The sequence below is a fragment of the Crenothrix polyspora genome, assembly GCF_900163755.1.
GTDB classification, from domain to species: domain Bacteria; phylum Pseudomonadota; class Gammaproteobacteria; order Methylococcales; family Methylomonadaceae; genus Crenothrix; species Crenothrix polyspora.
In genome coordinates this window covers 1-5,875 of the sequence record NZ_FUKI01000003.1, presented here as the reverse complement: position 1 = coordinate 5,875, position 5,875 = coordinate 1, and the positions used below count along the sequence as shown (strand labels likewise).

Genomic DNA, 5,875 nt, shown 5'->3' with positions numbered 1-5,875 from the left:
CAATGTATCCAAATGAGCTTCGTATATCTCGTACTAGTTCGACCATATTATTTTCACTAATGTCGACAACATGAAGTTTTTTTGGATTGCGTTTAAAAATTTCTTTAGTAACAGCCTGACCAATTGAACCTGCACCACCAATAACTAAAAAACTTGATAATGAGACGACGCTAGATAATTGCTGCTCATGTTCATTTATATCATGTGCAAACAACTCTTTTTCTCTACCAATCAGCCTTAGAATCGTATTCATTTTTTTAAAATCCCACAAAATATAAACTCTTTTTTATTTTGAAATCAGAGGGTGACAGCCTTGTAGGGTGGGCAGGCTTTTTTGCCCACAACATAACGTAACGTAACGACATTCTTGGCAACATGGGTGGCGCAATCAAAGAAGTCAGCCCCAATTGAGTTTCATCCGTGCTGTTTTAGCCACTCAGTTAAATCACTCACATCAATCCAGTCAAAAATAACTTCTGTCAGACTCTCTAGTTTTTCCACAGGTAATGTTTGTAGTTGCATCAGCAAAGGGTCAAGTACGGGTTGGATGCCAAATTTTCGCCTCAGCAAGCTGGCTGCCCAGGAAATGCATTCTTCTTTTCGGCCTTTTTGTAAACCTTCCTGTAAACCTTCTTGATGACCTTCTTGCCTTCCTTCCTGTCTGAAATGTTGTGCAAAGCCCATAATTTCCCCCTCATCGTTTAGATAGTACGTTTGGTATTCGATCATTTCCTGCTCACTAAGATCAGCGTAATAATCGATAAAGTCAACATACTTACGCTGCTTGTTTGGATTCGGCTCCATTTGCAGCAATCCCAATTGTGCAGCCAAATAGATTTGCAATCGCTCTTGTTTTGGGTAGTTCATATTCGGCAAATTCAACCGGGCAATGATATTACTGCTGTCCTTGTAATCACTGGCTGCCAAACGCTTTAAATCACAAGCTAAATAGTGGAACTCCAAATAGCTATGTCGATCACCACCCAATCGCAAACTGTCTCGTCTTGTCCCTGCATTTAAAAAGATGACCACCGGAATAACACGGTCAGTTTCCATCAATTCCGCCAAATCCAGACAATAATGCGCAAGACGATGGATTGAAAACCGATTGCTTTGGGTTTCTTCTTCAAGGACAAACACAATAGCTTCACGATCCCCATTCGGCCATTCTACTAATAATGGCACATCCAGTTCACGAAAACGATCTCCTAAACGATCCTTTAATTGCTCCTGACGTATCGGAATAATTCGCGCATGATTTAAATCTTCCCCCGTTTCCTCCTGCGCGAAAAAAGCCAAGGCTTCGCGCGGATAATCCAAAATTAAGTTTTTAAAGTTTTGGTCGTGCATGTTCGCGTTCCGTACAAAGCAACAGCATTGGGGGCAGCCTCAGTTGAAAAATCGTTTGGCAATTCATCTTTCTTTGCTTGTTAAAAATGTTTCGACAACACTTTCTGTTAATCCCGTAACTTCGGCTATGGTTTTAATATCAATCCCCTTACTCAACATATTCAATGTAATGGCTTTTAATATTGGGATATACCTGTAGCTAAAGTCAAAATTCTTAGGGCGTACCCAGAGTATTTTGCCCAATGCCCTCAAACTCAAGTAATTCATCTAAAAGAACATCGCAAATTTCGACACTCTGCTTATATCCAGCACAATCAATTAAAAAGTTATATCGATATTCTTCCGCACAAACCGTGATAACTTGCAATGCCATAAGATATTTACTCTTATTTGTTTTGAATGGCGTATTAGCAATAACTTCTTCTAATAATTTTTGTAGTTTATGCGTTTTTCCATACGAACCAAATTCACTTCTTGTTTCCAGCAAATGCTTAAAAAATAACTCCAACATCTGTTGATAATGAAAGCAATGAATAGAACAATCTTTTATATTTGTGTTATTTAAAACGTCAATAGCAACTGCGTGCTCCCACGACTTACCTGCCAAATTCTCTACATTCTCAAAGAGTTTAAGTTTATCTTGATACATAACATCTCCACAAATCAAAGGGATCAGGCTTGATTGAATGCCATTTGCCCTGCCTTCGCCACTCGATTAAAGCACTCAGCTTAATCTAATTAGAATTGATTTCTGTCATATATTCTTATTTTTCAACCAATGACATTGGTAACTGCGCCATAACTTCAATCTACCATTATTTTTTTCTTGTGAAAACAGTGCTTCGACAATACCTTCTGTTAATCCAGTAATCTCGGAAATAGTTTCAATATCAATCCCCTTACTCAGCATATTCAAGGCAATCACTTTTGATGCCTGGTGTATTCCTTCAATCAATCAGGCTCATCGGTGCGAATGACAACATGGGTGGCGTAATCAAAGAAATCAGTCTCGATTGAGTTTCACTTTACTGTTTTAGCCACTCGGTTAAAATCACTCGCATCAGCTATTATCGCCACCGGACAAATGCGGACTTCTTGCTTAATCAAAATAAGCCCTGCGTTTTAAGAAGCTAGTAATATCTTGAAAAGCATCCATCACGAATTCTGCTTCCTGTATCACCAGATTGAGTCGCTCAATGCGTACATCGGCTTCTTCAGGATAGTGATGAGAAAACTTGTTACGTAATATGGCGGCGGTACCAAATTCATCTGCCGACCGGATTGCCCCTAGTTTCTCCATCAACAACGTTTTGTCACGGTTAGATTTATCACTCACATCCTCCTGCTCAACATAAGCAATCCCCCGAAACAGATGATCTTGCATCATAGCTACACTTTGTGAATACCGAAGAATAAGCGCATCAATGGATTCCTCTTGTTCGTCTGTCAAATGTTTAGCTGATTCAACTGTAAGGGGAAACAGCGCTAGGTTTTTATTTAGCGAATAAGCCAGTTTCGCGATACGTTGAGCGCAAGCAGCGTAATTGCGAAGAAGTATTGTCAGTTCTTTGCTCATAAACGTATGCCTTGTCGAGCAATATCAAAAATATCGGCATTATTCTGCCCTGGGTTTTTAATTAAAAGGTCAACTTTCGTATCACACGCATTAATAAGCTGACATTGTAGTGCCAGCTGTGCTTTTAAACCAAGCGTCTGGGCAGGTTCAAAGAAAAGGTCTATATCCCCGCCTTTACGACGATCATCCACCCGTGATCCAAACAAATAAATACGTCCCTGTGTATCGGCTTTGTACAGAATGTCACGGATAAGCTGTAGCTCTATATCACTGATACGCATGATAATTACTCTTTTAACCTGCTCGTTGTTGGCTCAACCACACACCTAAATCATTCCAGTCAAAAATGGCTTCAACCCAATAAGGTGGGCAGGCTGTTTTGCCCACAACAGAACGTAACGACATTCTTGGCGCAATCAAACATTCCGATCGATTGGGCTTCACTTGTGCTGTTTTAACCATTCAGTTAAATCACTCACTTCAATCCAGTCAAAAATGACTTCAGTCAACTCTTCCAGTTTCTCAACGGGTAATGTTTGTAATTGCGCCAGCAATAGGTCAAGTTTGGGCTGGATACCAAATTTTTTCCTCAATAAGCGTGTCACTAAAGAATACATTCCTTCTTGACGACCTTCTTGTATAAAGTGTTGTGCAAAGCCCATAATTTCCCCCTTATCGTTCAGATAACGTGTTTGGTATTCGATCATTTCCTGCTCACTAAGATCAGCGTAATAATCGATAAAGTCAACATACTTACGTTGCTTGTTCAGATTCGGTTCCATTTGCAGCAATCCCAATTGTGCAGCCAAATAGATTTGCAATCGCTCTTGTTTTGGGTAGTTCATATTCGGCAAATTCAACCGGGCAATGATATTACTGCTGTCCTTGTAATCACTGGCTGACAAACGCTTTAAATCACAAGCTAAATAGTGGAACTCCAAATAGCTATGTCGATCACCACCCAATCGCAAACTGTCTCGTCTTGTCCCTGCATTTAAAAAGATGACCACCGGAATAACACGGTCAGTTTCCATCAATTCCGCCAAATCCAGACAATAATGCGCAAGACGATGGATTGAAAACCGATTGCTTTGCGTTTCTTCTTCAAGGACAAACACAATAGCTTCACGATCCCCATTCGGCCATTCTACTAATAATGGCACATCCAGTTCACGAAAACGATCTCCTAAACGATCCTTTAATTGCTCCTGACGTATCGGAATAATTCGCGCATGATTTAAATCTTCCCCCGTTTCTTCCTGCGCGAAAAAAGCCAAGGCTTCGCGCGGATAATCCAGAATCAAATTTTTAAAGTTTTGGTCGTGCATGTTCGCCTTCCGTACAAAGCAACAGTATTGGGGGCAACCTCAATTAAAAATCCGTTTGGCAATTCATCTTTCTGTTTTGACAACACTTTCTGTTAATCCCGTAACTTCGGCTATGGTTTTAATATCAATCCCCTTACCCAGCATATTCAATGCAATCGCTTTTGATGCTTGGTACATCCCTTATTCCAGCCCAGCCGAGTAGGGTGGAGGTTTTTTTGCCCACCGTATGACTAATTTTACCGTACCTATATCATCACTTTTCTAACCATCTTTCTACATCTTCCTTGGACGAAAAATCCAACAAAGCTTCGCCTAACGCTTCCAACTGCCCTACGTTTAAGCGGGTTATTCGGTTTTGGGTATCTGCCCCCAATTCCCCAAAAAGGCGCACTAATAAACGCAAAATCAATTTCGCTTCACCTTCTTGCCTTCCTTCTTGTCGTCCTTCTTGCTGTCCTTCAGCATAAACATCTTGATAGAAGCGGGTTTCTTTTAAACTGATATCGTTATATCCAAGCATTTTCTGTATCTCCTCACGACTGAGTTTGGGAAACTTGTACACCAATATGGTTTCTATTATTTCCAGTATTTGCGCTTTATTGTCCACTGCCAATTCGTTATTTTCAATCGCTTTAATCAGCGCTTGCGCGATTTTCGGCGCTTGTTTAATATCTTCAGTGATTAACTGCACCAAACGTACCCGTACTTGCTGGCTCGGTTTTCTAGCCAACTCATCCAAATAGATTCGCTGCACTTGCGCGCTTTCCAGTAACACCGAATAATGCCTCTCGCCACTGGTTTCCACTTTCCGTGATGGATAAATCACTACGGCGTGCCACGGATGTATTGGCCGGTTTTGGTGCAAGTAGAAAAATATTTCACAGAAAAAACGGCTGTAAAACCCATGATCGACTTGGAATTGCACCTCTACGAAGACCAGTGGCAAGTCCGGCTTTTCTAAAGGCGGTGTTAATACGCCATCCAACCGAAATGCAGTTTGTTTAATTTCTTCAGAACGGAATTGATAGTTCTCAGCACCTGCTTGGTCTATTCCGGCCAACTCTAGCACCAACTGCGGAGCTTGCTGAAAGAGCTTATAAAAAAGACTATCCGTTTTCATTTTTCTTTATCTGTTAAAAAACATTTCTTCCACACTTTTCGCTAATCCCGTAACTTCGGAAATAGTTGCAATATCAATACCCTTACTCAGCATATTCAATGCAATCGCTTTTGATGCCTGGTGTATTCCTTCAATCAAGCAGGGTTCATGGGTACGTATTGCAACATTCATAACAATTAGCCTCGCTGGGTAGTCTCACTTGCCAATGTGAGGACGGTTTGTATCAAACTCTCGCTCATAAAGACTGGGCTTGCCGCAATTTGTTCGATCAAAGGTGCAATTCGAGTGATCAATCCGATTCGTTTGGCTTGAAGCAAAACACCTAAAGAACCCACTGTTTTAATCTGGTTAATTTTTGCAACCTTGCGGCCGCGTTTGTCATCAATAAGCAGGTAATCGGCAGCCACTTCCTTGTAAAGCAACATAGCCTGGGTTTCACCAGCATCGGCAAAAGCGTCCAGATAAACATAACGCTGCATATCCACCACGCGAACCTTGCCA

11 protein-coding genes are annotated in these 5,875 nt (G+C 41.0%); all 11 read right to left on the bottom strand.

What is annotated here, in order from left to right:
• Positions 1–253: polysaccharide biosynthesis protein (locus CRENPOLYSF2_RS00765; protein ID WP_176370984.1), on the bottom strand; the 253-nt coding region annotated here is incomplete at its 3' end.
• A 161-nt stretch (positions 254–414) separates the two neighbouring features.
• Positions 415–1,350: a DUF4351 domain-containing protein gene (locus CRENPOLYSF2_RS00760; protein WP_087142065.1), complete on the bottom strand. Its 936-nt coding sequence runs from the start codon at positions 1,348–1,350 to the stop codon at positions 415–417.
• Between the two features lie 214 nt (positions 1,351–1,564).
• Positions 1,565–1,999, bottom strand: a complete 435-nt coding sequence (locus CRENPOLYSF2_RS00750; protein WP_087142063.1) for a HEPN domain-containing protein — start codon at positions 1,997–1,999, stop codon at positions 1,565–1,567.
• A gap of 105 nt (positions 2,000–2,104) precedes the next feature.
• The gene (locus CRENPOLYSF2_RS18420; RefSeq protein WP_140396751.1) at positions 2,105–2,305 is read right to left on the bottom strand and encodes a hypothetical protein; all 201 of its coding nucleotides are present in this window, start codon (positions 2,303–2,305) and stop codon (positions 2,105–2,107) included.
• A gap of 144 nt (positions 2,306–2,449) precedes the next feature.
• A complete protein-coding gene (locus tag CRENPOLYSF2_RS00745; RefSeq protein WP_087142062.1) occupies positions 2,450–2,926 on the bottom strand; it encodes a hypothetical protein in 477 nt (158 codons plus the stop codon).
• Positions 2,923–3,207: a nucleotidyltransferase domain-containing protein gene (locus tag CRENPOLYSF2_RS00740; protein WP_087142061.1), complete on the bottom strand. Its 285-nt coding sequence runs from the start codon at positions 3,205–3,207 to the stop codon at positions 2,923–2,925. The genes CRENPOLYSF2_RS00745 and CRENPOLYSF2_RS00740 overlap by 4 nt, the downstream gene beginning before the upstream one ends.
• Before the next feature lie 13 nt (positions 3,208–3,220).
• Positions 3,221–3,370 (bottom strand): hypothetical protein, encoded by a 150-nt coding sequence (locus tag CRENPOLYSF2_RS18690; protein ID WP_176370983.1) that lies wholly within the window; start codon positions 3,368–3,370, stop codon positions 3,221–3,223.
• The gene (locus CRENPOLYSF2_RS00735; RefSeq protein ID WP_087142060.1) at positions 3,367–4,254 is read right to left on the bottom strand and encodes a DUF4351 domain-containing protein; all 888 of its coding nucleotides are present in this window, start codon (positions 4,252–4,254) and stop codon (positions 3,367–3,369) included. Before CRENPOLYSF2_RS00735 ends, CRENPOLYSF2_RS18690 begins: the two co-directional genes overlap by 4 nt.
• 253 nt (positions 4,255–4,507) lie before the next feature.
• Positions 4,508–5,374, bottom strand: a complete 867-nt coding sequence (locus tag CRENPOLYSF2_RS00730) for an Rpn family recombination-promoting nuclease/putative transposase (RefSeq protein ID WP_087142059.1) — start codon at positions 5,372–5,374, stop codon at positions 4,508–4,510.
• Positions 5,375–5,380: 6 nt separating this feature from the next.
• Entirely contained in the window at positions 5,381–5,545 is a 165-nt protein-coding gene (locus CRENPOLYSF2_RS18685; RefSeq protein ID WP_176370982.1) for a hypothetical protein, read from the bottom strand.
• Positions 5,546–5,550: 5 nt separating this feature from the next.
• The coding region (locus tag CRENPOLYSF2_RS00725) for a PIN domain-containing protein (protein WP_140396750.1) at positions 5,551–5,875 on the bottom strand (325 nt) is incomplete at its 5' end.

Excerpts from the sequence above, each read along its gene's own strand:
- CRENPOLYSF2_RS18685 (WP_176370982.1), bottom strand. The coding sequence starts at position 5,545 with ATGAATGTTGCAATACGTACCCATGAACCCTGCTTGATTGAAGGAATA.
- CRENPOLYSF2_RS00730 (WP_087142059.1), bottom strand. The coding sequence starts at position 5,374 with ATGAAAACGGATAGTCTTTTTTATAAGCTCTTTCAGCAAGCTCCGCAG.
- CRENPOLYSF2_RS00740 (WP_087142061.1), bottom strand. The coding sequence starts at position 3,207 with ATGCGTATCAGTGATATAGAGCTACAGCTTATCCGTGACATTCTGTAC.
- CRENPOLYSF2_RS00735 (WP_087142060.1), bottom strand. The coding sequence starts at position 4,254 with ATGCACGACCAAAACTTTAAAAATTTGATTCTGGATTATCCGCGCGAA.
- CRENPOLYSF2_RS00745 (WP_087142062.1), bottom strand. The coding sequence starts at position 2,926 with ATGAGCAAAGAACTGACAATACTTCTTCGCAATTACGCTGCTTGCGCT.
- CRENPOLYSF2_RS00760 (WP_087142065.1), bottom strand. The coding sequence starts at position 1,350 with ATGCACGACCAAAACTTTAAAAACTTAATTTTGGATTATCCGCGCGAA.
- CRENPOLYSF2_RS00750 (WP_087142063.1), bottom strand. The coding sequence starts at position 1,999 with ATGTATCAAGATAAACTTAAACTCTTTGAGAATGTAGAGAATTTGGCA.